At 70.3% G+C, this 21,773-nt stretch carries 24 protein-coding genes; 22 read left to right on the top strand and 2 right to left on the bottom strand.

Annotated features, from left to right (window positions below):
• Nucleotides 1-169 precede the first annotated feature (169 nt).
• The 8 genes from B0293_RS22310 to B0293_RS22345 are packed head-to-tail and all read left to right on the top strand — an operon-like array spanning nucleotide 170 to nucleotide 6,970.
• Nucleotides 170-781, top strand: a complete 612-nt coding sequence (locus B0293_RS22310; protein WP_005152405.1) for a prepilin peptidase — start codon at nucleotides 170-172, stop codon at nucleotides 779-781.
• A 47-nt stretch (nucleotides 782-828) separates the two neighbouring features.
• The gene (aroC, locus tag B0293_RS22315) at nucleotides 829-2,016 is read left to right on the top strand and encodes a chorismate synthase (RefSeq protein ID WP_005152403.1); all 1,188 of its coding nucleotides are present in this window, start codon (nucleotides 829-831) and stop codon (nucleotides 2,014-2,016) included.
• Nucleotides 2,013-2,537, top strand: a complete 525-nt coding sequence (locus B0293_RS22320; RefSeq protein ID WP_005152402.1) for a shikimate kinase — start codon at nucleotides 2,013-2,015, stop codon at nucleotides 2,535-2,537. The genes aroC and B0293_RS22320 overlap by 4 nt, the downstream gene beginning before the upstream one ends.
• Nucleotides 2,534-2,956 (top strand): hypothetical protein, encoded by a 423-nt coding sequence (locus B0293_RS22325; protein ID WP_005152400.1) that lies wholly within the window; start codon nucleotides 2,534-2,536, stop codon nucleotides 2,954-2,956. Before B0293_RS22320 ends, B0293_RS22325 begins: the two co-directional genes overlap by 4 nt.
• 8 nt (nucleotides 2,957-2,964) lie before the next feature.
• Nucleotides 2,965-4,074 (top strand): 3-dehydroquinate synthase, encoded by a 1,110-nt coding sequence (gene aroB / locus B0293_RS22330; protein WP_005152397.1) that lies wholly within the window; start codon nucleotides 2,965-2,967, stop codon nucleotides 4,072-4,074.
• Nucleotides 4,071-4,502 carry a type II 3-dehydroquinate dehydratase gene (gene aroQ, locus B0293_RS22335; RefSeq protein ID WP_005152396.1) on the top strand — a complete coding sequence of 144 codons (432 nt, stop codon included), beginning with the start codon at nucleotides 4,071-4,073 and terminating at the stop codon, nucleotides 4,500-4,502. The genes aroB and aroQ overlap by 4 nt, the downstream gene beginning before the upstream one ends.
• A complete protein-coding gene (locus tag B0293_RS22340) occupies nucleotides 4,499-5,425 on the top strand; it encodes a GNAT family N-acetyltransferase (protein ID WP_005152395.1) in 927 nt (308 codons plus the stop codon). The genes aroQ and B0293_RS22340 overlap by 4 nt, the downstream gene beginning before the upstream one ends.
• 60 nt (nucleotides 5,426-5,485) lie before the next feature.
• Nucleotides 5,486-6,970, top strand: coding sequence for a glycoside hydrolase family protein (locus B0293_RS22345; RefSeq protein ID WP_005152394.1), 1,485 nt, complete (start codon nucleotides 5,486-5,488; stop codon nucleotides 6,968-6,970).
• Here B0293_RS22345 and B0293_RS22350 read toward each other — a convergent pair.
• Nucleotides 6,925-7,359 carry a B-4DMT family transporter gene (locus tag B0293_RS22350; RefSeq protein ID WP_005152388.1) on the bottom strand — a complete coding sequence of 145 codons (435 nt, stop codon included), beginning with the start codon at nucleotides 7,357-7,359 and terminating at the stop codon, nucleotides 6,925-6,927. The two genes, B0293_RS22345 and B0293_RS22350, sit on opposite strands and share 46 nt — an antisense overlap.
• Nucleotides 7,360-7,516: 157 nt before the next feature.
• Here B0293_RS22350 and B0293_RS22355 point away from each other — a divergent pair, with 157 nt between their 5' ends.
• From B0293_RS22355 to nusB, 3 genes are read left to right on the top strand one after another with little or no spacing between them, the layout of a single operon-like run.
• Nucleotides 7,517-8,608, top strand: coding sequence for a M24 family metallopeptidase (locus B0293_RS22355; protein WP_005152386.1), 1,092 nt, complete (start codon nucleotides 7,517-7,519; stop codon nucleotides 8,606-8,608).
• Between the two features lie 38 nt (nucleotides 8,609-8,646).
• The gene (gene efp / locus B0293_RS22360; protein ID WP_005152384.1) at nucleotides 8,647-9,210 is read left to right on the top strand and encodes an elongation factor P; all 564 of its coding nucleotides are present in this window, start codon (nucleotides 8,647-8,649) and stop codon (nucleotides 9,208-9,210) included.
• Nucleotides 9,210-9,674: a transcription antitermination factor NusB gene (nusB, locus tag B0293_RS22365; protein ID WP_005152382.1), complete on the top strand. Its 465-nt coding sequence runs from the start codon at nucleotides 9,210-9,212 to the stop codon at nucleotides 9,672-9,674. The genes efp and nusB overlap by 1 nt, the downstream gene beginning before the upstream one ends.
• Before the next feature lie 109 nt (nucleotides 9,675-9,783).
• Here the strand turns inward: nusB and bldD are convergent, their stop codons facing one another.
• On the bottom strand, nucleotides 9,784-10,272 hold the full coding sequence (gene bldD / locus B0293_RS22370; RefSeq protein ID WP_003096372.1) for a transcriptional regulator BldD: 489 nt from the start codon (nucleotides 10,270-10,272) through the stop codon (nucleotides 9,784-9,786).
• Nucleotides 10,273-10,532: 260 nt separating this feature from the next.
• Here bldD and pyrR point away from each other — a divergent pair, with 260 nt between their 5' ends.
• The 11 genes from pyrR (at nucleotide 10,533) to coaBC (ending at nucleotide 21,715) form a co-directional block, all read left to right on the top strand.
• A complete protein-coding gene (pyrR, locus tag B0293_RS22375) occupies nucleotides 10,533-11,144 on the top strand; it encodes a bifunctional pyr operon transcriptional regulator/uracil phosphoribosyltransferase PyrR (protein ID WP_005152376.1) in 612 nt (203 codons plus the stop codon).
• Nucleotides 11,141-12,073, top strand: a complete 933-nt coding sequence (locus B0293_RS22380) for an aspartate carbamoyltransferase catalytic subunit (protein ID WP_005152374.1) — start codon at nucleotides 11,141-11,143, stop codon at nucleotides 12,071-12,073. The genes pyrR and B0293_RS22380 overlap by 4 nt, the downstream gene beginning before the upstream one ends.
• Entirely contained in the window at nucleotides 12,070-13,368 is a 1,299-nt protein-coding gene (locus B0293_RS22385; RefSeq protein WP_005152373.1) for a dihydroorotase, read from the top strand. Before B0293_RS22380 ends, B0293_RS22385 begins: the two co-directional genes overlap by 4 nt.
• The gene (locus tag B0293_RS22390) at nucleotides 13,365-13,874 is read left to right on the top strand and encodes a PH-like domain-containing protein (protein ID WP_005152372.1); all 510 of its coding nucleotides are present in this window, start codon (nucleotides 13,365-13,367) and stop codon (nucleotides 13,872-13,874) included. Before B0293_RS22385 ends, B0293_RS22390 begins: the two co-directional genes overlap by 4 nt.
• On the top strand, nucleotides 13,874-15,007 hold the full coding sequence (gene carA / locus B0293_RS22395) for a glutamine-hydrolyzing carbamoyl-phosphate synthase small subunit (RefSeq protein ID WP_005152370.1): 1,134 nt from the start codon (nucleotides 13,874-13,876) through the stop codon (nucleotides 15,005-15,007). Before B0293_RS22390 ends, carA begins: the two co-directional genes overlap by 1 nt.
• The gene (gene carB, locus B0293_RS22400; protein WP_005152369.1) at nucleotides 15,008-18,322 is read left to right on the top strand and encodes a carbamoyl-phosphate synthase large subunit; all 3,315 of its coding nucleotides are present in this window, start codon (nucleotides 15,008-15,010) and stop codon (nucleotides 18,320-18,322) included.
• Nucleotides 18,319-19,158, top strand: coding sequence for an orotidine-5'-phosphate decarboxylase (pyrF, locus tag B0293_RS22405; RefSeq protein ID WP_005152362.1), 840 nt, complete (start codon nucleotides 18,319-18,321; stop codon nucleotides 19,156-19,158). The genes carB and pyrF overlap by 4 nt, the downstream gene beginning before the upstream one ends.
• Before the next feature lie 107 nt (nucleotides 19,159-19,265).
• Nucleotides 19,266-19,583 carry an integration host factor, actinobacterial type gene (mihF, locus tag B0293_RS22410; protein WP_003096398.1) on the top strand — a complete coding sequence of 106 codons (318 nt, stop codon included), beginning with the start codon at nucleotides 19,266-19,268 and terminating at the stop codon, nucleotides 19,581-19,583.
• Entirely contained in the window at nucleotides 19,580-20,209 is a 630-nt protein-coding gene (gmk, locus tag B0293_RS22415) for a guanylate kinase (RefSeq protein WP_005152355.1), read from the top strand. Before mihF ends, gmk begins: the two co-directional genes overlap by 4 nt.
• Nucleotides 20,210-20,232: 23 nt before the next feature.
• Nucleotides 20,233-20,502 (top strand): DNA-directed RNA polymerase subunit omega, encoded by a 270-nt coding sequence (gene rpoZ, locus B0293_RS22420; RefSeq protein WP_005152353.1) that lies wholly within the window; start codon nucleotides 20,233-20,235, stop codon nucleotides 20,500-20,502.
• On the top strand, nucleotides 20,495-21,715 hold the full coding sequence (gene coaBC, locus B0293_RS22425) for a bifunctional phosphopantothenoylcysteine decarboxylase/phosphopantothenate--cysteine ligase CoaBC (protein ID WP_077241357.1): 1,221 nt from the start codon (nucleotides 20,495-20,497) through the stop codon (nucleotides 21,713-21,715). The genes rpoZ and coaBC overlap by 8 nt, the downstream gene beginning before the upstream one ends.
• Nucleotides 21,716-21,773 lie beyond the last annotated feature (58 nt).

Raw genomic sequence — 21,773 nt, forward strand, 5'->3', positions numbered from 1 at the left:
GCTGAAGGACGCTTTCGCCGCATGCGATGCGGCGAAAGGGCCCTTCGCCGCGTGAGACGTGACGAAAGGCCCCTTCAGCCCACGCCCGCCCTGCCGAAAGTGCGTGAAAGTCCCTGTCACGAAAAGAAATCCTTGCCTCCCGCGAGTCGCCGGGCGCACTCTTGATCTTGTGTTCATGCCGATCGCCTTCGCGGTGGCGGGCGCCGGATCGGCGCTCGCCACGCGCTCCTGCCTGCGCCGGGCGGGAGCGCCGGTGACGGCTTGGGCGGCCGCCCTCGCGGCGGTGGCGCTCGTCGCGGTCTGGCTGCGATACCAAGCGGGTGCCTGGCCGTCGTGGTGGCTCGCGGTCCCCGCCGTCCTGACCGTCTTCGCGGTCCCGCTGGCGCTCGCCGACCTCAAGTACCGCCGCCTGCCCGACATCCTGACCTTGCCCGCGTATCCGGCGCTGGCCGCCGCGCTGGCGGTCGCCGCGCACGGGGGCGGGGCGGCCATCGTCTGGCGGGCCGTGCTGGGCGCGCTGGTCTTCGGCGGGGCGCACGCGCTCGTCCACGCGCTGTCGCCGCGTTCGCTCGGCGCCGGTGACGTGAAGCTCGCCGGGAGCGTCGGCGCGGTCCTCGCCGCGACGGGCTGGCCGTCGGTCGTGCTCGGCGCCGTCGCCGCGGCGCTACTGAGCGTGGCGCTCGCGGTGGGCGGGCCCCGCCATCCCGCGGTGCCGCACGGACCCGGTCTCCTGGTCGCGGCGTGGGCGCTCGCCGTCTTCGCCGGACCCGGTCCGGGATAGCCCGGCCTGTCCTGGGACGGAGAGGAGGTTGTGACAGGATCTGTCAGGTGTTGCGCTGGATAACCGCAGGGGAATCGCACGGACCCGCCCTCGCCGCCATCCTGGAAGGGATGCCCGCCGGGGTCGAGGTCACCACCGCCGAGGTGAGCGAGCAGCTCGCGCGACGGAGGCTCGGCTTCGGCCGCAGCCCCCGGATGGGCTTCGAGACCGACCACATCGAGTTCACCGGCGGCGTCCGGCACGGGCTCACCCAGGGCGGCCCCGTCGCGGTCCAGATCGAGAACGCCGAGTGGCCCAAGTGGGAGAAGGTCATGTCGGCCGATCCCGTGCCCGCCGAGGAGCTGGCAGGCCTGGCGCGCAACGAGCCGCTGACCCGTCCCCGGCCCGGCCACGCGGACCTGCCCGGTATGCAGAAGTACGGCTTCCCCGAGGCCCGTCCGGTGCTGGAGCGCGCGAGCGCCCGCGAGACCGCGTCCCGGACGGCGCTCGGCACGGTGGCCCGCGCGTACCTCAAGCAGCTGCTCGGGGTCGAGATCCTCAGCCACGTCGTGTCCATCGGCGGCGCCTCGGCGCCGGAAGGCCCGCTGCCCGTGGCGTCGGACCTGCCCGCCATCGACGAGAGCCCGGTCCGCGCCTTCGGCCAGGAGGGGACCGACGCGATGGTCGCCGAGGTCGACGCCGTGCGGAAGGCGGGTGACACCGTCGGCGGCGTGATCGAGGTGATCGCCTACGGCCTCCCGCCGGGCCTCGGCTCGCACGTCCACTGGGACCGCAGGCTCGACGCCCGCCTCGCCGGCGCGCTCATGGGCGTTCAGGCGATGAAGGGCGTGGAGGTCGGAGACGGCTTCACCACGGCCCGGCGCTGGGGCAGCCAGGCCCACGACGAGATCGACCGCGGCACCGGCCCGGTCGGGGTGACCCGCCGGTCCAACCGCGCGGGCGGCCTCGAAGGCGGCATCACCAACGGCGAGCCGCTGCGCGTGCGCGTGGCCATGAAGCCGATTTCGACCGTCCCCAAAGCACTGTCCACTGTGGATGTCACGACCGGTGAACCCGCGGTCGCCATCCACCAGCGTTCCGACGTCTGCGCGGTACCCCGCGCCGGTGTCGTGCTGGAGTCGGTGGTCGCGCTGATCCTCGCGGACGCCGCGCTGGAGAAGTTCGGCGGCGACTCGCTGGCCGAGGGCAAGCGCAACGCCGAGGCCTACCTGAAGGCGCTCGAGGAGCGCTGGTGACTCCTCGCGCGGTGATCATCGGGCCGCCGGGCTCGGGCAAGAGCACGGTCGGCCCGGCGCTCGCCGCCCGGCTCGGGCTCGCCTTCCGCGACAGCGACGACGACATCGTCGCCAGTGCGGGCAAGCCCATCACCGACATCTTCGCCGAGGAGGGCGAGCCCGCCTTCCGCGCGCTGGAAGAGGAGATGGTCGCGAAGGCGCTGTCCGAACACGACGGCGTCCTCTCGCTGGGCGGGGGAGCGCCGATCACCCCGGGCACCCGGGAGCGGCTGGCCGGGCACACCGTGATCTTCCTCAACGTCGGGATGGCCGCGGGTGTGCAGCGCGCGGGCCTGTCGACCGCGCGCCCGCTGCTGGCCGGGGTGAATCCCCGCGCCACCTACAAGGCGCTGCTCGACGCGCGGCTGCCCATGTACCGCGAGGTGGCCACGTTCGAGATCGAGACGGACCGGCTGACCGCCGACGAGGTCGTCCAGGCCGCGCTCATCGGGTTGGCCGAGATCAGCAAGGAACGAGCATGAAGCGCACCACCGCCGGAGTACTGCTCGCCGTCGCGGCCCTGACCCTGACCGCGTGCGGCGAGGAGAAGCAGCCCGCGGGCGCCGACGTCATCCAGACCGGCGCCGCGACCAGTGGCGCGCCTGCCTCGGCGGCGCCCGAAGCGGATGTCGCCGCGGACGTCAAGGTCACCAAGTGCGACAGCGGCGGCTACACCCCGAAGGTCACCATCGAGGTCACCAACAGCACCGGTGAGGACGCGCGCTACGCCGTCACCATCGCGATCAAGGACGCCGACGGCAAGGCCTCCGGTGAAGCGCTGTTCGCGAAGAACCGGATGACGCCCGGCCAGAAGGTGACCGAGGAAATCCCGGGCGACACCCCGGTCAAGGGCAAGATCACCTGCGAGGTCGCGAGGGCCAAGCGGCTTCCGCCGAAGTGAGGGGAACGATGACCGAACCGGTCCGCATCACCGTCAACACCCCCAAGCCGTACGACGTCGTCGTCGGCCGGGGCCTGCTGGGCGAGCTCACCGAGCAGCTCACCGGCGCCTCCAAGGTCGCGCTGATCCACCCGCCGACGCTGACGACCACCGCCGAGGCCATCCGCGACGAACTGGCCGCGGCCGGTATCGACGCGCACCGGGTCGAGATCCCCGACGCGGAAGACGGCAAGGCGCTCACCGTCGCCAGCTTCTGCTGGGAGGTCCTCGGCCGCATCGGCCTCGACCGCCAGGGCGTGGTCGTCGGACTCGGCGGCGGTGCCGTGACCGACCTGGCAGGCTTCGTCGCCGCGACCTGGATGCGCGGCGTCCGCCTGGTCAACGTGCCCACCACGCTGCTGGGCATGGTCGACGCCGCGATCGGCGGGAAGACCGGCATCAACACCGAGGCAGGCAAGAACCTCGTGGGCGTCTTCCACGAGCCGAGCGCGGTCCTGGTCGACCTCGCGACGCTGGAGACGTTGCCGCCCAACGAACTCGTCGCCGGGATGGCCGAGATCGTCAAGGCCGGGTTCATCGCGGACCCGCGCATTCTCGAACTCGTCGAGCAGGACCCGGCCACCGCGCTGGACACCACCGGCGAGGTCATCGGCGAGCTGGTCCTTCGCTCGATCCAGGTCAAGGCCGACGTCGTCGCCGCGGACCTGCGCGAGTCGAACCTGCGCGAGATCCTCAACTACGGCCACACCCTCGCCCACGCCATCGAACGCCGTGAGCGGTACCGGTGGCGTCACGGCGCGGCGGTCAGCGTCGGCCTGGTGTTCGCCGCCGAGCTCGCGCGGCTGGCCGGTCGTCTCGACGACGCCACCGCGGAGCGGCACACGTCGGTCCTCAAGCTCCTGGGCCTGCCGACGACCTACGACCCGGACGCCCTCCCGCAGCTGCTGGAGACCATGAAGGGCGACAAGAAGACCCGGTCGGGTGTGCTGCGCTTCGTCGTCCTCGACGGGCTCGCGAAGCCCGGCAGGCTGGAAGGGCCGGACCCGTCGCTGCTCGCGGCGGCGTACTCGGTGGTGGCGGGCGAGCCCCCGAAGGCCGGCGGGAGCGTGCTGCTGTGAAGGTGCTCGTCCTCAACGGTCCCAACCTCGGCAGGCTCGGCCTGCGCGAACCGGGGATCTACGGGTCCACGACGCACGCCGACCTGGTGTCGACCTGCGTCGGCACCGGGAAGGAACTCGGGATCGACGTCGAGGTCCGGCAGACCGACCACGAGGGCGAGATGGTCGGCTGGCTGCACGAGGCCGCCGACGCGGGCTGGCCGGTGGTGCTCAACGCGGCCGCGTGGACGCACTACTCGATCGCGGTGCGCGACGCCGCCGCCCAGCTCAAAGCGCCGTTGATCGAGCTGCACATCTCCAATGTGCACAAACGCGAGCAGTTCCGGCACCACAGCGTGCTGTCGGACATCGCGACCGCGGTCGTCGCCGGGCTCGGGGTCGACGGCTACCCGTTGGCCCTGCGCTGGATGGCCACGAACGCGGCATGAACAACCCGCCCGCGATCGAGACCGCGAGGCTGCGGCTGCGCGCACTGACCGAGGCCGACACCGAAGCGGTCATCAAGCTCTTCGCCGACCCGCAGATGAGCGCGCATTTCGCGGTCCCGCTGACCGAACCGGAGCGGATTCGCGAAATGGTCGGCCGCCGGCTGTCCTACGCCGGACCGGCGGGGATGGGGCACTGGACGATCGACCGCGACGGCGAGGTCATCGGTCTCGCGCATCTGCGGCCGTCGGAGGAATTGCCGGGCGGCGTCCCGGAGATCGGCTACTACCTGTCGCGTGCGCACGGCGGGCAGGGGCTGGCGACCGAGGCCGCGCGTGCCCTGCTGGAGCACGGACTCGTCGGGCTCGGCCTGTCGTCGGTGTGGGCGCTGGTCGGCGAGTCCAATGTGGCCAGTCAAAACCTGGTGCGGCGCTTGGGTTTCCTCGACGTCGGCGGTGGCGACCACTACGGCAGCGGACCGCATCGCGTGTTCGTCGCGCTGCCCTCGGAGCACGGCAAGGCCCACCACATCGAACTGTGGGTGCCGGATCTCGTCCGGGCGGAGGAGAGCTGGGGCTGGCTGCTGCGCGAACTCGGCTGGCGTGAGTTCCAGCGCTGGCCCGCCGGAGTCAGCTGGAAGCACGGCGCGACATACCTCGTCGTCGAGCGTTCTCCCGCGCTCAGCGGCGAAAAGCACGAGCGGACCGCACCGGGTCTGAACCACCTCGCCCTGCACGTCGAGTCCCCCGATCGGGTGGACGAACTGGCTTCGAAAGCGCTCGAACACGGCTGGTCGGCGATGTTCGCGGACAAGTATCCGACTGCGGGGGGTGATCACCACTACGCCGCCTACCTCGAAAACACCGATGGCTTCGAAGTGGAATTGGTCGCCCTACCGGGGACTGATGTCACCCGGCTGGGTTAAGTCTCGCTACACTCGGCCATCATGCGCCTTTTTCGTGGGGGTCGGCGACCCGCCCGTCTCGTGGTGGCCCTCCTCTCGGCCGGCGCGGTCCTCATGGCGTGCAGCGACGGCACCGTCCAGTCCCAGGCCGACGGCAAGGGCGGCGGGATAGGCGGAGCCCAGCAGCCGCCCAAGGAAAAGCCGCGGCCGATGGACGTCGAACTCGCGACGAGCGATCCCCGGGCCGGCGGTGGCGTGGTGGGCGCGGGCGATCAGGACGCGGTCTACAACTACGGCCCGACCGTGATGCGCGATGGCGGCAAACTCAAGATGTGGTGGTGCAGCCAGTACGGCAGCGCCCAGCCGCCCGGTGACGACGTCCTCTACGCGCAGTCCCCGTCGCTCGACGGTCCTTTCACCGGTCCGTCCGGTGGCGGTCCGGCGGCGGTGTTCTCCGGCGCGCCCGGCGGTTTCGACGGGATGCACACCTGTGATCCGTCGGTGATCAAGGTCGGCTCGACCTACTACATGTATTACACCGGCGCGGCGGGCGATCACGCGCTCGGCAACTCGATCGGGCTCGCCACCAGTCCCGATGGGCTCACCTGGACCCGCGCGGCGGGCGGGCAGCCGATCATCGGGCCCGCGCACGACGTGCACCGTGACAACGTCTACGGCGCCGGTCAGCCCTCGGCGGTGTACCTCGACGGCTGGTTCTACGTGCTCTTCACCGACACCACCGCCAAGGCCGCCGGGTGGAACGGCGCCGGGCAGTTCCTGCTCCGCGCCAAGGACGCGGCGTTCACCCAGGGCGTGGAAACGCTGGGGGAGCAGGGTTTCGTCGCCAAGCCCAGCACGATCTCGCCGCGTACGCGCTCGCTGGTCGACGGGTTCAGCACCGACCTGATGTGGGTCGGCGCGCTCGACGCGTTCGTGATCGCGCACGAGACCGACGCCGGCACCACGCTCACCTTCTGGACCAGGGACTTCTCCGCACAGCCGTACCGGCCGGTGCTCATCCCCGGCGCGTGGAAGGAGGGCCCCGGGCTGGTCCGGCGGCCCGACGGGCACGCGCCGGTTTCCTCGGGCGACGTCTGCGAGCGGGTCCCGTTCGACGTCGTCCGTGCCACGATCGTCGGCGGCGCGGGGGCGCCGACCGACCTCAAACATTTCGGCCTCGACGTCCGCGGTTCGCGGGCCTGCGACGGCGACGCCCGGATCCGGACCTCGTTCGAAGGCGTCGCGATGCCGTCGCCGCAGCGGACCATCGACCTGGTCGCCGGCGGCAGCCTCGTGCGGGTCGACCGGCGCTCGGTGGCGGCGGCGCTCGCGGGCGAGGTGCTGGACCAGCGGATCAAGGTCGTCGACAAGTTCCCGCAGGCGGCGCGCCTGAGCGCCGGGGCGAGGATGGTGCGCGCGCCGGGCCGCGGGTTCGCCGTGGTGCTCGACGGCAAGCTGTACGCGATGCCGGACGCGGGCCCGGCGGGGCTGAACGACTCGACCGTCGAAGAGATCAGCGATCAGGCCTGGGACGGCTTCCCGGCGGGCTTCTCGCTCGCGGGCTGAACTTCGTCCTCGTCGTCGTCTTCCGGGGCCTTCTTGGCGATGAGCCCGCCGACGAACAGGCCGAGCCCGGCCGGGATCAGCACCAGCAGGGCGGAGAACGCGGCGCCGCCGGTGAGCGCGCCGCCGAGCTCCGAGGCGCCGGTCTGGTCGACGAACACCGCGCGGCCGATCACGTACAGCACGCCGGAGACCGGGCCGGCGATCAGCGCCGCGATGAACCAGTTCCTGCCGCGTTCGGGTTTGCCCTGCCAGGCGTCGACGGCGCTCCAGCCCGCCGCCGCGCCGACCAGGACGGCGAGGGCGAGGGAGGTGAAGAGGGTCTTGTCGGTGGGGTTGAAGACCTCGTACTTGGCCAGCACGGTGACGGCCGCGCCGTGCAGCAGCGCCATCACGAGTCCACGAGTCAGCCACGGTGCCATTGGTGAAGCTTAACTCGCCAGTAGCGACCAGTGCGGTCAAGTCCGTGAAGGCCTCCTTGAGGGACCCAGAGTCCCTCAAGGAGGCCTTCACGGACCACCGGCCGTCAGCGCGCGACATAATGCGACAGTGCGTGAATACTTCTCTCGCCGCCGCGCGGCGCTGCGTTCCCTGCTGGCCGACTCCGGCGTGGACGCGCTGCTGGTCACGGACCTGCTCAACATCAGGTACCTGACCGGCTTCACCGGGTCCAACGCCGCCCTCCTCGTCCACGGGAGCGGCGACGACAAGACGATCTTCTGCACCGACGGCCGCTACACGGTCCAGTCGGCGACCGAGGTACCCGATCTCGAAAGGGTGCTGGACCGCGCGAGCGCGGCCAAGCTCGCCGATCTGGCGGCCGAGAAGAAGCTCGGCAAGACCGGGTTCGAGAGCCAGCACGTGAGCGTCGAGCAGCACGAGGACCTCAAGGTGCGCTTCGACCGCGTCGAGCTGGTCCGGACGCCCGGTCTCGTCGAGCAGCTGCGGCTGGTCAAGGACGAGCAGGAGATCGAGGCGCTGCGCCAGGCGTGCGCGGCGGCCGACAGGGCGCTGGAGGACCTGGTGTCCGCGGGCGGGCTCCGGCCGGGCCGCACCGAGCTGGACGTCGCCCGCGACCTCGAGAATCGCATGCTCGGCCACGGCTCCACCGGGCCGTCGTTCGACACGATCGTCGCGGCGGGCGCCAACTCCGCGATCCCGCACCACCGGCCCACCTCGGCCGTGCTCGCGACCGGCGGCTTCGTCAAGATCGACTTCGGTGCCACGGTCGACGGCTACCACTCCGACATGACCCGCACGTTCGTGATCGGCAAGCCCGCGGCGTGGCAGGAGGAGGTCTACGAGCTGGTCCAGCGCGCGCAGGCGGCGGGCTGTGACGCCGTCCTCCCCGGTGCCGAAGTGTCCGAAGTGGACAAAGCGGCGCGTGGGGTGATCGTCGACGCGGGTCGCGGCGAGGAGTTCGGCCACGGTCTCGGCCACGGCGTCGGACTGCAGGTGCACGAGGCGCCCAGCCTCGCCACCACCGGCGTCGGTACACTGTCCGCCGGTATGGCCGTCACCGTCGAGCCTGGTGTGTATCTGCCCGGACGCGGAGGCGTGCGCATCGAGGACACGCTGGTCGTGCGGGAAGGTACGCCCGAACTCCTCACGCTGAGCACCAAGGAACTCGTGGTCGTCTGACGGCGGCCCGGAAGATCGACACAGGAGACTGCACACTCGTGGCCACCACCAACGACCTGAAGAACGGGCTCGTCCTCAACCTCGACGGCCAGCTCTGGACCGTCACCGCGTTCCAGCACGTCAAGCCGGGCAAGGGCGGCGCGTTCGTCCGCACCACGCTCAAGCACGTGCTGACCGGCAAGGTCGTCGACAAGACCTTCAACGCGGGCACGAAGGTCGATACGGCCACCGTCGACCGCCGCAACATGACCTACCTGTACAAGGACGGCGCGGACTTCGTGTTCATGGACGCGGAGACCTACGACCAGATCACCGTGCTGGCCGAGACCGTCGGCGACAACGCGAACTACCTGCTCGAGAACTTCGAGGTCCAGGTCGCGGTGCACGAGGGCGTCCCGCTGTACATCGAGCTGCCGACCTCGGTCGAGCTGATCGTCCAGCACACCGACCCGGGCCTGCAGGGCGACCGCTCGACCGGTGGCACCAAGCCGGCCACCCTGGAGACCGGCGCCGAGATCCAGGTGCCGCTGTTCCTCACCACCGGCGAGAAGATCAAGGTCGACACCCGCGACGGCCGCTACCTGGGCCGCGTCTCCAGCTGATGGCAGGCTCAGACAAGTCCGGCAAGTCGCCGAACCGCGGCGGGCCGATCAGCCGGCGGCAGGCCCGCAAGCGTGCCGTCGAGATGATGTACGAGGCCGCCCAGCGCGGTGCCGACGCGGTGACGCTGCTGGCGGACAGGGTCGGTTCGGTCGAGGTCGACCCGATCGCCGACTACACGATCTCGCTGGTCGAGGGTGTCACCGGGCGCAAGACCCAGATCGACGAGCTGCTCTCCGAGCACGCTCAGGGCTGGACGCTGGACCGGATGCCGCCGGTGGACCTCGCGGTGCTGCGGGTCGGCGTCTACGAGCTCCTGTGGGCCGAGGACGTGCCGGACCCGGTCGCCATCGACGAGGCCGTCGGGCTGGCGAAGGAGCTGTCGACCGACGACTCGCCGCGGTTCGTCAACGGCGTGCTCGGCCGCATCGGCACGATCGCCGACAGGCTGCGCGCGGTCCTCTAGAAGACGTACGACAACGGGCCGTGTCCTCTCACAAGGGCACGGCCCGTTCTCTTGCTCGGTGGCTCTGCTTGGCGTTTCCGGTCCCCCCGGACCGAAAACGTCGCCATCTCTAGTCCTCTTTGGACGGTCGAGCCTCGGGCGGCAGCACACCCCAGTCGATCAGCTGCTCGGTGAGCTCGCCGGGGGTCATGTCGTAGATGATCGCCAGCGAACGCAGGTCCTCGGTGCGGATCGAGAGCACCTTGCCGTTGTAGTCGCCGCGCTGGCTCTGGATCGTGGCCGCGTAGCGGGCGAGCGGCCCGACCTTCTCCGCCGGGAGCTGCTGAAGGCGCTCCAGGTTGATGACGATCTTCGTGGCGGGTTCGGCGCCCGACGGCACCCGGCCCTCCGGCAGCAGCTCGACCACCGGGACACCGTAGAAATCGGCGAGCTCGGCGAGCTTCTGCACGGTGACGGCGCGGTCGCCGCGCTCGTACGAACCGACGACGACGGCCTTCCAGCGGCCTCCGGACTTCTGCTCGACCCCGTGCAGGGACAGGCCCTGCTGCTGGCGGATCCCGCGGAGCTTGGCCCCGAGCGCCTTGGCGTAATCGCCCATCTGGTGGTTCTCCGTTTCCTCACCCCCAACCGGTCGGGGTGACCGGTCCAGGGGACTCCTCGAGTCGAATACTCAGAGTAATGGTTACGCATAGTTGTCACCAGGTCAAGCGGGTGCTTTCACGAGGGCTTCGTCACCTGGGGCGCGCCACCCGTAAGAATGAGGCCCAACTCCTGCTAGTGTCGACTCGATTTCCTCGCTACGCAGGAAGTCGACGTCCTTTAAGGACCCGTCCAGAGAGGCGGGGAAGGAGGTCCGCCTTGTCGTCACGCCCGCGTGGCGCGGCGGAACCGGCGGGAGAGCGTGAGCTGCTCTCGTCCGGTGATGTCGCGCGCACGATCGCCCGAATGGCCCACCAGGTCATCGAGAAGACCGCTCTCGGTGCCGGTGGCTCGACTCCGCCCGTGTTGCTGGGCATCCCCACTCGGGGTACCCCGCTCGCCCTGCGGCTCGCGGACAAGATCGCCGAGTTCTCCGGCATCCGTCCGCCGACCGGCGCGCTGGACATCACGCTCTACCGCGATGATCTCCGCCGCCGCCCGCCCCGCGCGCTCGAACATTCGCAGCTGCCGCCGACCGGTATCGACGACGCGGTGGTGATCCTGGTCGACGACGTGCTGTTCTCCGGCCGCACCGTCCGCGCCGCCCTCGACGCCCTGCGCGACCACGGCCGCCCGCGCGCGGTCCAGCTGGCCGTGCTGGTCGACCGCGGTCACCGCGAACTGCCGATCCGCGCCGACTACGTGGGCAAGAACGTGCCCACCTCGCGTGCCGAGGGGATCGAGGTCCTGCTGTCCGAAGTGGACGGACGGGACTCGGTTCTGCTGCGGTCGTTGAATGAGAGCGCTTCACCAGAAGGAGATCGATCGTGAAGCACCTGCTCGCCACCGACGGGCTTGACCCGGCGCTCGCGACAGCCGTGCTGGACACCGCCGAAGAGCTCAAGCACACCCTGCTGGGCCGCGAGGTCCGGAAACTGCCGACATTGCGCGGCCGCACCGTCATCACGTTGTTCTACGAGAACTCGACCCGCACCCGCGTCTCGTTCGAGATCGCGGGGAAGTGGATGAGCGCCGACGTGATCAACGTCTCCGCGTCGAGTTCCTCGGTCAACAAGGGTGAATCGCTGCGGGACACCGCGCTGACGCTGGCCGCGGCCGGCGCCGACTGCGTGATCATCCGGCACCCCGCCTCCGGGGCGGCGCAGCGCCTCGCCGGTTGGCTGGCCGAGCCGGGCACCTCGGTCGTCAACGCGGGGGACGGCACGCACGAGCATCCGACGCAGGCATTGCTCGACGCGGCCACGCTGCGGGAGCGGCTCGGCTCGCTGGAGGGCCGCCGCATCGGGATCGTCGGCGACGTCCTGCACAGCCGGGTCGCGCGGTCGAACATCCACCTGCTGTCCGCGCTGGGGGCGGAGGTGGTGCTCGTCGCGCCGCCGACGCTGCTGCCCGCCGGGGTCGAGACGCTGCCGGTCACGGTGTCGCACGAACTCGACGCCGAACTGCCCGCGCTCGACGCGGTCATGATGCTGCGAGTGCAGGCCGAACGCATGCACGGTGGCTTTTTCCCGAGCGCGCGCGAGTACTCGATCGCCTACGGGCTCAACGAGCGGCGGATGAAGCTCCTGCCGGAGCACGCCGTCGTCCTGCACCCCGGTCCGATGCTGCGCGGGATGGAGATCGCCTCGGCGGTCGCCGACTCCCCGGCCTCGGCCATCACCGAACAGGTCCGCAACGGCGTCCACGTGCGCATGGCGGTCCTCTACCACCTGCTCGCCAGCGAAGGAGCCGCCGCGTGACCACCGTCCTGATCAAGGGCGCCCGACCCTACGGCGAGGGCGACCCGGTCGACGTGCTCGTCGAGGACGGGGTCATCACCGACATCGGTTCTCTCGACGCGCCGACCGACGACACAGCCGAAGTGATCGACGCGGGCGGCCAGGTGCTGCTCCCCGGCTTCGTCGACCTGCACACCCACCTGCGCGAGCCCGGCCGCGAGGACACCGAGACCATCGCCACCGGTTCGGCGGCGGCCGCGCTCGGCGGCTACACGGCGGTGTTCGCCATGGCCAACACCGATCCGGTGGCGGACAACGCGGTGATCGTCGACCACGTGTGGCGGCGCGGCCAGGAGGCCGGGCTGGTCGACGTGCACCCGGTCGGCGCGGTCACGGTGGGCCTCAAGGGCGAGAAGCTCGCCGAACTGGGCACCATGGCCAAGTCCGAAGCCCAGGTCAAGGTGTTCTCCGACGACGGGCTCTGCGTCGCGGACCCGCTGCTCATGCGCCGCGCGCTGGAGTACTCGACGGCGCTCGGCGTGGTCATCGCCCAGCACGCCGAAGAGCCGCGGCTGACCGTCGGCGCGCAGGCGCACGAAGGCGAGCAGGCCGCGCGCCTGGGCTACACCGGCTGGCCCGCTTCGGCGGAGGAGTCGATCGTCGCCCGTGACTGCCTGCTCGCCCAGCACGCGAACGCGCGGCTGCACGTCTGCCACGTCTCGACCTCGGGCACGGCCGACATCCTGAAGTGGGCCAAGGATCGCGGCACCAAGGTCTCGGCCGAGGTCACGCCGCACCACCTGCTGCTGACCGACGAGCGGCTCGCGACCTACGACCCGGTCAACAAGGTCAACCCGCCGCTGCGCACCGGATCCGACGCCGAAAAGCTGCGCGCCGCGCTGGCCGAGGGCGTCATCGACTGCGTCGCCACCGACCACGCGCCGCACGCCGTCCAGGACAAGGACTGCGAGTGGAACTCGGCCCGGCCCGGCATGCTCGGTCTCCAGACCGCGTTGTCGATCGTGGTCGAGACCATGGTCCGCACCGGCCTGCTGGACTGGCGCGGCGTCGCGCGGGTGATGAGCGAGCGGCCCGCCGAGATCGGCAACCTGTCCGATCACGGCCGTCCGATCGAGGTCGGCGAACCGGCGAACCTGACGCTGGTCGACCCGGACACCGAATGGACCGTGCGGGGCGCGGAGTTCGCGAGCATCGCGGCCAACACCCCGTACGAAGGAATGCGGCTCCCCGGCGTGGTGACGGCGACGTTGCTGCGCGGGCGGATCACCGCGCGGGAAGGGAAGATCAGCGCATGAGCGACCGGATTCTGCTGACCCTGGCGGTCTTCGCCTTCTTCCTGATCTGCGTCTTCCTGATGTGGCGCGGCTGGCGGCGCAAGTCCCGGACGCAGAGCGTCCAGGTGCCGCCGTTCGCGGAGATCCCCGCCGAGCCCGGTGAGGCCCTGCTCGAATCGGTGGGCGTCTACATCAGCACGACGACCGCGGGCCACTGGCAGGAGCGCGTGGTCACCCGTGGCGCCGGCCTGCGCACCGGCGCGGTCTGGCGGCTGCACGAAGACGGCATCGCCATCGAACGCGGTGGCGCCCCGGACTTCTGGATCCCGCGCGCCTCGGTCACCGGCGTCCGCAAGGACAAGGGGATGGCCGGGAAGGTGATGGGCATCGACGCCCTGCTGGTCATCACCTGGCTGGCCGGGGACGTCGAACTGGACACCGGATTCCGCGGCGACGACGTCGATGACTATCCACAGTGGATCGAAGCTTTGCAAGACACTCGCAACGACATCAAGGGAGGTGCCTGATGAGCACCGCGAACAGCACCAGGACCCCCGCCGCACTGGTCCTCGAAGACGGCAGGGTGTTCCGCGGCTCCGCGTACGGCGCCCGCGGCCGGAGCCTGGGTGAGGCGGTGTTCTGCACCGGCATGACCGGCTACCAGGAGACGCTGACCGACCCCTCGTACCACCGGCAGATCGTGGTCCAGACCGCGCCGCAGATCGGCAACACCGGCTGGAACGACGAGGACGACGAGTCCTCGCGCATCTGGGTCGCGGGCTACGTCGTCCGCGACCCCGCGCGCACGCCGTCCAACTGGCGCGCCAAGCGCACGCTGGACGAGGAGCTGGAGCGCCAGGGTGTCGTCGGGATCTCCGAAGTGGACACCCGCACGCTGACCCGGCACCTGCGCGAGCAGGGCGCCATGCGGTCCGGCGTCTTCTCGGGCGACGCGCTCGGCACCGACGAGGAGATGCTCGCCGAGGTCAAGGCCAGCCCGCAGATGAAGGGCGCCGACCTCGCCGGCGAGGTCAGCACGAAGCAGACGTACGTCGTCGAGGCGCAGGGCGAGCGGAAGTTCCGCGTGGCGGCGTTGGACCTGGGCATCAAGTCCAACACCCCGCGCCTGATGGCCGCGCGTGGCATCGAGGTGCACGTGCTGCCCTCGTCGTCCACTGTGGACGATCTGCTCGCGGTCGAGGCCGACGGTGTGTTCCTGTCCAACGGTCCCGGCGACCCGGCGACCACCGCGCACGCGACGGAGCTGACGAAATCGGTGCTGGAGCGGGAGATCCCGCTGTTCGGCATCTGCTTCGGCAACCAGATCCTCGGCCGCGCGCTGGGGCTGGGCACCTACAAGATGCGCTACGGCCACCGCGGGATCAACATCCCGGTGATCGACGTGGCCACCAAACGGGTCGCGATCACCGCGCAGAACCACGGTTTCGCCCTCGAAGGCGAGCCGGGACAGCGGTTCGAGACGCCGTTCGGCGCCGCGCAGATCTCGCACTACTGCCCGAACGACGACACCGTCGAAGGTGTCCGCGCGTTCGACGTCCCCGCGTTCTCGGTGCAGTACCACCCCGAGGCCGCCGCCGGTCCGCACGACGCGGCCCCCCTGTTCGATGAGTTCGTCAGCTTGATGGAGAAGGCCAAGTAAATGCCGAAGAGGACAGACATCCAGCACGTGCTGGTGATCGGCTCCGGGCCGATCGTGATCGGCCAGGCGGCGGAGTTCGACTACTCCGGCACCCAGGCCTGCCGCGTACTCCGCGAAGAGGGACTGCGCGTCTCGCTGGTGAACTCGAACCCGGCGACCATCATGACCGACCCCGAGTTCGCCGACGCGACCTACATCGAGCCGGTCACCCCGGAATTCGTCGAGAAGGTCATCGCCGAGGAGCGTCCCGACGCGATCCTCGCGACGCTGGGCGGGCAGACGGCGCTGAACTGCGCCGTCGCCCTGCACGACCGCGGTGTCCTGGAGAAGTACGGCGTCGAGCTGATCGGCGCCGACGTCGACGCCATCCAGCGCGGTGAGGACCGGCAGAAGTTCAAGAACATCGTCGCCGAGATCGGCGCGAACACCCCGCGCAGCCGGGTCTGCAACACGATGGACGAGGTCCGCGCGACCGTCGCCGAGGTCGGCCTCCCGGTCGTCATCCGGCCGTCGTTCACCATGGGCGGGCTCGGCTCGGGCATGGCGCACACCGACGAGGAGCTGGAGCGCCTCGCCTCCACCGGTCTCGACGAGTCGCCGGTCACCGAGGTGCTCATCGAGGAGAGCGTCCTCGGCTGGAAGGAGTTCGAGCTCGAGCTCATGCGCGACCGGCACGACAACGTGGTGGTCGTCTGCTCGATCGAGAACATCGACGCGATGGGCGTGCACACCGGCGACTCGGTCACCGTCGCGCCCGCGATGACCCTGACCGACCGCGAGTACCAGCACATGCGCGACGTCGGCATCGACGTGCTGCGCGCGGTCGGCGTCGACACCGGCGGCTGCAACATCCAGTTCGCGATCAACCCGGCCGACGGCCGCATGGTCGTCATCGAGATGAACCCCCGGGTGTCCCGGTCGAGCGCGCTGGCGTCGAAGGCGACCGGTTTCCCGATCGCCAAGATCGCCGCGAAGCTCGCCATCGGCTACACCCTCGACGAGATCCGCAACGACATCACCGGCGAGACCCCGGCGGCCTTCGAGCCGACGCTGGACTACGTCGTGGTGAAGGTGCCGCGGTTCGCCTTCGAGAAGTTCCCCGGCGCGGACCCGACGCTGACCACGACGATGAAGAGCGTCGGCGAGGCGATGTCGTTCGGCCGCAGCTTCCCCGAGGCACTCGGCAAGGCGCTGCGCTCCATCGACACCAAGGCCACCGGCTTCTGGACCCGCCCCGACCCCGAAGGCGCGACGCTGGAGTCCGTCCTGGAGGCGCTGCGCACGCCGCACGACGGGCGGCTCTACGAGGTCGAGCGCGCGCTGCGGTTCGGCGCCACCGTGCAGCAGGTGCACGAGGCGTCGGGCATCGACCCGTGGTTCATCGACCAGATCGCCCTCATCGGCGAGGTCGGCGCCGAGGTCCGCGACGCCCAGGTGCTGGACGAGCCGTTGCTGCGGCGCGCCAAGCGGATCGGCCTGTCCGACCGCCAGATCGCCTCGCTGCGGCCGGAACTGGCGGGGGAGGACGGCGTCCGCGCGCTGCGCCGCCGTCTCGGCGTGCGGCCGGTGTACAAGACCGTCGACACCTGCGCGGCCGAGTTCGCGGCCAAGACGCCGTACCACTACTCGGCCTACGAGACCGATCCCGCCGCGCAGTCGGAGATCACCGCGCAGACCGAGAAGCCGAAGGTCCTGATCCTCGGCTCCGGGCCGAACCGCATCGGGCAGGGCATCGAGTTCGACTACTCGTGCGTGCACGCCGCCATCGCGTTGCGCGAGGCCGGTTTCGAGGCCGTCATGGTCAACTGCAACCCCGAGACCGTCTCCACCGACTACGACACCTCGGACCGGCTCTACTTCGAGCCGCTGTCGTTCGAGGACGTGCTCGAGGTCGTCAACGCCGAGCAGGAGTCGGGCACCGTCGCCGGGGTCATCGTGCAGCTGGGCGGCCAGACGCCGCTCTCGCTCGCGAAGCGCCTCGCCGACGCCGGCGTCCCGGTGATCGGCACCTCCCCGGACGCGATCCACCTGGCCGAGGACCGCGGCGCGTTCGGCGAGGTCCTCACCGACGCCGGGCTGCCCGCGCCGAAGTACGGCACGGCGACCTCGTTCGAGGGCGCGAAGCGGATCGCCGACAAGATCGGCTACCCGGTCCTGGTGCGGCCGTCCTACGTGCTGGGCGGGCGCGGCATGGAGATCGTCTACGACGAGGAGTCGCTCGCCGGCTACATCCATCGCGCCACCGAGGTCACCCCCGAGCACCCGGTGCTGGTGGACCGCTTCCTCGACGACGCCATCGAGATCGACGTCGACGCGCTGTTCGACGGCGACGAGCTGTACCTCGGCGGCGTCATGGAGCACATCGAGGAGGCCGGGATCCACTCCGGCGACTCCTCGTGCGCGCTGCCGCCGATCACGCTGGGCCGGACCGACATCGAGACGGTGCGCCGCTCGACCGAGGCCATCGCGCGCGGCGTCGGCGTCCGCGGGCTCCTGAACGTCCAGTACGCGCTCAAGGACGACGTCCTGTACGTCCTGGAAGCCAACCCACGCGCGTCGCGGACCGTCCCGTTCGTGTCGAAGGCGACCGCGGTGCCGCTGGCCAAGGCCGCCGCGCTGATCATGACCGGCTCGTCGATCAAGGACCTGCGCGAGTCCGGCGTCCTCCCGGCCGAGGGTGACGGGGGCCACCTGCCCGCCGATTCGCCGGTCGCGGTCAAGGAGGCGGTCCTGCCGTTCCACCGCTTCCGTACGCCGGAGGGCCACGGTGTCGACTCGCTGCTCGGCCCGGAGATGAAGTCGACCGGCGAGGTCATGGGCGTCGACGTCTCCTTCGGCAAGGCGTTCGCCAAGTCGCAGGCCGGCGCCTACGGTTCGCTGCCGACCTCGGGCAAGGTCTTCGTCTCCGTCGCCAACCGCGACAAGCGTTCGCTGGTGTTCCCGGTGAAGCGGCTGGCGGACCTCGGGTTCGAGATCCTCGCCACCTCGGGTACCGCGGAAGTGCTGCGGCGCAACGGGATCACCTGCACCGTCGTGCGCAAGCACTACGAAGGTTCGGCCGAAGGCGAACAGAACGTCGTGGATGTCATCCTCAGCGGCGAAGTGCAGATGGTGATCAACACCCCTTACGGCAACAGCGGTCCGCGGATCGACGGCTACGAGATCCGTACCGCCGCGGTGTCGCGGGACATCCCGTGCATCACCACGGTGCAGGGCGCCGCGGCGGCCGTGCACGGGATAGAGGCGGTCATCAAGGGCGACATCGGCGTCCGGTCCCTGCAGAGCCTCCAGGCGGCGCTGAAGGCGAAGGCGTGAGCGGGCGGTTCGGGGCGAGGCTGGCGCGGGCGGTCGCGGAGAAGGGGCCGCTCTGCGCCGGGATCGACCCCCACCCCGGGTTGCTCCAGGCGTGGGGTCTTCCGGCGGACGCGGGCGGACTGGAGAAGTTCGCCCTCACGGCCGCCGAGGCGATCGCGCCCGAGGTCGCGGTGATCAAGCCCCAGTCGGCCTTTTTCGAGGCCTACGGGCCTCCTGGGGTCGCTGTCCTCGCCAAGACGATGAAGGTGTGCCGGGAGGCGGGCGCGCTCGTCCTGCTGGACGTCAAACGCGGCGACATCGGCTCCACGATGGCGGCGTACACGGCGGCTTTCCTGCCGTCCGGCGCGGAACTCGAGGCCGACGCCATAACGGTGTCCCCATACCTCGGCTTCGGTTCGCTGGACTTCGCCGTCGAGGTTGCGCAGGCGCAAGGCAAGGGGCTGTTCGTCCTCGCGCGCACCTCCAACCCGGAGGCGCAGGGATTGCAGAACGCCTTGCTGCCCAACGGAAAGACCGTCGCGCAGGACATCGTCGACACGGCGGGCGCGCATAACGCCGGTGTCGGGCCGCTGGGTGACATCGGTGTCGTCGTCGGCGCCACCATCGCGCCCGGAGAGCTCGATCTGAGCAAGCTGAACGGTCCCGTCCTGGCACCCGGTTTCGGGGCCCAGGGGGCCACTCCGGCCGATTTGCGGGCCCTTTTCGGGCCGGGACTGCCGGGTGTGCTCCCCGCGTCGTCCCGCGACGTCCTCAAGCACGGACCGGACCCCGAAGCCCTCCGTGCGGCCGTTCGGCGGACACGGGATTCCCTCGGACCCCTGGAAAAAGACCAATAGCAGGCCCGGGAATCCGTCATGACCAGCCACCCCCGCATTGTGGGCCGAGGTAACGGGTGGGTACCGTCGCCACACCCACCCAGATTTGAGAACTACCGGAGGAAAACGTGGCACTTCCCCAGCTGACAGAGGAACAGCGCGCTGCGGCGCTGGAGAAGGCCGCCGCCGCCCGCCGCATCCGTGCTGAGCTGAAGGAGCGGCTGAAGCGGGGCGGTACCACTCTGGTCGACGTGTTGAAGCAGGCCGAGGAGAACGAAGTCCTCGGCAAGATGAAGGTCTCGGCTCTGCTCGAGGCTCTTCCGGGTGTCGGCAAGGTCCGCGCCCAGCAGACCATGGAACGACTGGAGATCGCACCCAGCCGTCGTCTTCGCGGCCTCGGCGACCGGCAGCGCAAGGCGCTGCTGGCCGAATTCAGCGGCGAGTGAGCGGCATCGGTCAGGACCACCCGGTGACCCCGGGCGCTGACCGCGGCGGTGAGCCGGTGGCGGGAGTCGAATCCCGGCACCGGCTCACGGTCGTCTCAGGGCCTTCGGGAGTCGGGAAGTCGAGCGTGGCGAAGGAGCTGCGCAAGCTGGATCCGGAGATCTATTTCAGCGTCTCGGTGACCACCAGGAAGCCGAGGCCGGGTGAGGTGGACGGCGAGCACTACCACTTCATCGACCGCGCCGAGTTCGACCGCATGGTCACGGGCGGCGAACTGCTCGAACACGCCGAGTTCACCGGCAACTGCTACGGCACTCCGCGCGAGCCCGTGGAGCGGGCTCTGACCGCCGGTCGCAACGCCATCCTGGAGATCGAACTCCAGGGCGCGCGGCAGGTCCGCAAGGCGATGCCGGAGGCGCGGCTGGTGATGCTGATGCCGCCGTCGTGGGACGAACTGGTCGGCAGGCTGACCGGCCGCGGCACCGAGAACGAAGCCGCGGTGAAGGCCCGGCTGGCCGAGGCCGAGCGCGAACTCGCCGCCGCCGGGGAGTTCGACGAGCGCGTCGTCAACGCCGACGTGCGAGAGGCCGCTGAGCAGTTGCTAAACTTGATAACCGGCGACAAGTAAACCGAAGATTCGGAGCACCACGAGTGACGACTCAGGCCACGCTGCACGAAGAGCTCGAAGGCATCACCAACCCGCCCATCGACGACCTTCTCGAGAAGGTCAGCTCGAAGTACGCGCTGGTGATCTACTCGGCCAAGCGCGCTCGCCAGATCAACGACTACTACGCCCAGCTGGGCGAGGGTCTGCTGGAGTACGTCGGCCCGCTGGTCGAGCCGGGCCCGCGCGAGAAGCCGCTGTCCATCGCCCTGCGCGAGATCCACGGCGGTCTGCTCGAGCACACCGAGGGTGAGTAAACCCCGGATCGTTCTGGGCGTGGGTGGCGGGATCGCCGCCTACAAGGCCTGTGAGGTCCTGCGCGGATTGACCGAATCCGGTCACGACGTCCGCGTGGTCCCCACCGAAGCCGCGCTGAACTTCGTCGGCGCGGCCACCTTCGAGGCACTGTCCGGGAACCCGGTCCACACCGGCGTGTTCACCGAAGTGCCCGAGGTCCAGCACGTCCGCGTCGGCAAGGAAGCCGACCTGGTGATCGTCGTGCCCGCCACGGCGAACCTCCTCGCCAAGGCCGCGCACGGCATCGCGGACGACCTGCTGACGAACACCCTGCTCACCGCCCGGTGCCCGGTCGCCTTCTTCCCGGCGATGCACACCGAGATGTGGGAGCACCCGGCCACCCGCGACAACGTGGCTCTGCTGCGCTCGCGCGGGCTGGTCGTCGCCGAACCCGCCGCGGGCAGGCTCACCGGCAAGGACACCGGCAAGGGACGGCTCGCCGACCCGGCCGAGATCGTCGACCTCGCCCGGCTCCTGCTCGCCGTGCCGAACGCCCTCCCGCGCGACCTCGAAGGCGTGCGCGTGGCGATTTCGGCGGGTGGCACCCGTGAGCCGCTGGACCCCGTCCGCTACCTGGGTAACCGCTCGTCGGGCAAACAGGGTTACGCGCTGGCCCGGGTCGCCGCCCAGCGCGGCGCGGAGGTCACCCTGGTCGCCGCGCACACCATCGCGCTGCCGGAGCCCGCGGGCGCGAAGGTCGTCCACGTGTCGACCGCCGAGGAGCTGCGCCAGGCGATGCACGCCGAGGCCGCCTCCGCCGACGTCCTGGTGATGGCCGCCGCCGTCGCCGACTTCCGGCCGTCGAACCGGGCCGATCACAAGATCAAGAAGTCCGACGACACGCCGGATCCCGTGGTCGAACTGGCGCGCAACGCGGACATCCTGGCCGAACTGGTGCGGAACCGGACGACCGGCCAGGTCGTCGTGGGATTCGCCGCCGAAACCGGGGACGACAAGGGCGGCGTCCTCGATCACGCCAGGGTCAAACTGAAGCGCAAGGGCGCGGACCTGCTGGTGGTGAACGCCGTCGGCGAGGGGAAGGCGTTCGGGACCGAGGACAACTCGGGCTGGCTGCTCGGGGCCGACGGGACCGAGATCCCGATTCCACTGGGTGCCAAGGCCGAGCTGGCGTCCACATTGTGGGACGCTGTTGTGACCTTGATGAAGCGTTGAGAGCCCCCGCGGCGATAGTCAGTAGGCTTGAGCATCAAGCTGAGGGGTGCCTAACTTA

This window comes from Amycolatopsis azurea DSM 43854 (genome assembly GCF_001995215.1).
GTDB classification, from domain to species: domain Bacteria; phylum Actinomycetota; class Actinomycetes; order Mycobacteriales; family Pseudonocardiaceae; genus Amycolatopsis; species Amycolatopsis azurea.

What these genes read in the sequence shown, in the direction of transcription:
- B0293_RS22325 (WP_005152400.1), top strand. Translation starts at nt 2,534, where the DNA reads ATGAAGCGCACCACCGCCGGAGTACTGCTCGCCGTCGCGGCCCTGACC.
- aroB (WP_005152397.1), top strand. Translation starts at nt 2,965, where the DNA reads ATGACCGAACCGGTCCGCATCACCGTCAACACCCCCAAGCCGTACGAC.
- B0293_RS22340 (WP_005152395.1), top strand. Translation starts at nt 4,499, where the DNA reads ATGAACAACCCGCCCGCGATCGAGACCGCGAGGCTGCGGCTGCGCGCA.
- B0293_RS22350 (WP_005152388.1), bottom strand. Translation starts at nt 7,359, where the DNA reads ATGGCGCTGCTGCACGGCGCGGCCGTCACCGTGCTGGCCAAGTACGAG.
- nusB (WP_005152382.1), top strand. Translation starts at nt 9,210, where the DNA reads ATGGCAGGCTCAGACAAGTCCGGCAAGTCGCCGAACCGCGGCGGGCCG.
- bldD (WP_003096372.1), bottom strand. Translation starts at nt 10,272, where the DNA reads ATGGGCGATTACGCCAAGGCGCTCGGGGCCAAGCTCCGCGGGATCCGC.
- B0293_RS22390 (WP_005152372.1), top strand. Translation starts at nt 13,365, where the DNA reads ATGAGCGACCGGATTCTGCTGACCCTGGCGGTCTTCGCCTTCTTCCTG.
- carA (WP_005152370.1), top strand. Translation starts at nt 13,874, where the DNA reads ATGAGCACCGCGAACAGCACCAGGACCCCCGCCGCACTGGTCCTCGAA.
- carB (WP_005152369.1), top strand. Translation starts at nt 15,008, where the DNA reads ATGCCGAAGAGGACAGACATCCAGCACGTGCTGGTGATCGGCTCCGGG.